This window comes from Holospora curviuscula (genome assembly GCF_002930195.1).
Taxonomy (GTDB): Bacteria; Pseudomonadota; Alphaproteobacteria; order Holosporales; family Holosporaceae; genus Holospora; species Holospora curviuscula.
Genome location: NZ_PHHC01000044.1, coordinates 1 through 1,297, shown reverse-complemented (window position 1 = coordinate 1,297; position 1,297 = coordinate 1). Strand labels below are relative to the sequence as shown.

General features: G+C 49.2%; 2 protein-coding genes. Both read right to left on the bottom strand.

Features of this window, described 5'->3' with window-relative positions; all coding sequences use genetic code 11:
* The coding region (locus HCUR_RS00750; RefSeq protein WP_129591797.1) for a hypothetical protein at nt 1-608 on the bottom strand (608 nt) is incomplete at its 3' end.
* Nucleotides 595-1,297 (bottom strand): hypothetical protein (locus HCUR_RS08085; RefSeq protein ID WP_165780596.1); only part of this gene is annotated, 703 nt, incomplete at its 5' end. The genes HCUR_RS08085 and HCUR_RS00750, both read right to left, overlap by 14 nt.

Below are 1,297 nucleotides of genomic sequence, written 5' to 3'. Positions count from 1 at the left end.
AGGTGCGGCGTATCGACCTCCAAATGACCTTGAACAGAACAGTCCAGGTAGTCCACCCCATGGCCTTGGCGAGCTTGAGTTTTCTGGAGAATCTTGCTGTCTCGGGTCACCGAAACTTTCTCAAATCCATCCTGCCGAAGGGCGGGGCTCAGAAGGAGCTTCTCGCGAGCCTCAATGCGCACCTGGCCCTTAAACTGAATTCCCTGAAAAACGCCCCGCTGCAGCGAAAGGTGGAGCCCCTCCAGAGGAGTCATGGCAGTGCTGGCCTGGCTGAGATCCGTGAAGGGCTCAACGCGCACCCCCTCAATGGACCCGGGCACCGGCTGGGTGCTGTGGCGGCGCTCTTGTATATATACATTATGAGAAGATTCAGAGGCGCTCCCATACCCGGGAATGCACCGGTAGCACTGCGCCTCCAGTACCCCCTGGCCCTTCATCTGCGTGCCCTGGTGGAGGATGGCCCCCACCCGGCCGGAGATCTCCTGCGCCTCAATGGAAGAGGAATGAAACACCGAACTGGAGCCGGTATACACCGCATCCTCCTTCCTCCCCGGCTCCCGATCTGCCCAAAAGGAACATAATTTTCGAAAGAATTTACCGATGCCCAATGCTAATAACCTCCTTGGGAAGAAGGAGCAGCTGGCCCCGGACGTATTCGGTACAGGCAATACGTTCTTTCCATTTCTCAATGTTTTTTGAGGAAACTCTATCTTCTTCCAACCATCGTTTATAATCTTCAATTTTTTCATCCAACAAACTCAACACCAGATCCCGCTTCCCCAAGGGTAAAGCATCCACTATGGGGAGATCAGGAAATTCATCTGGCTTAATTTCATAAAAGGTATCAAAGAGCATTTGTGACATTAAATCTTTAGCAGCCCACCGAGCCCCAGGATGCAGTAGGTGTAATGATCGCATAAGCCAGGGCATATAACCCGGAGCATTGGTTACAACACCTAGCATTGGCTCAGTCCACATACCGTTCATATCCCAGGGCCACGCTTCTTTACCATCGGGAGGAAAATAGCGCATAACTTCGGGAATAAAAGAAGGGTCTTTTAAGAAAGACAGCGCTCTAAACAAATAATAGAAACACCAGGAAGCCCGTTCGTATTCATAGAAATCTCCGATAAGTTCATAAAAATTAATTTCTCGTTCTCCAAGATCCCACATTTCAAAATAATGGGCTAACCTTTCGAGAAGCTCTTTTTTTACTGCAAATTTTGGAAGAAATTTCCTCCAATGCTCTTCTTCTTGTCCTCCTAAAGCATGAATTTTCCATTCATAAATTTCATCC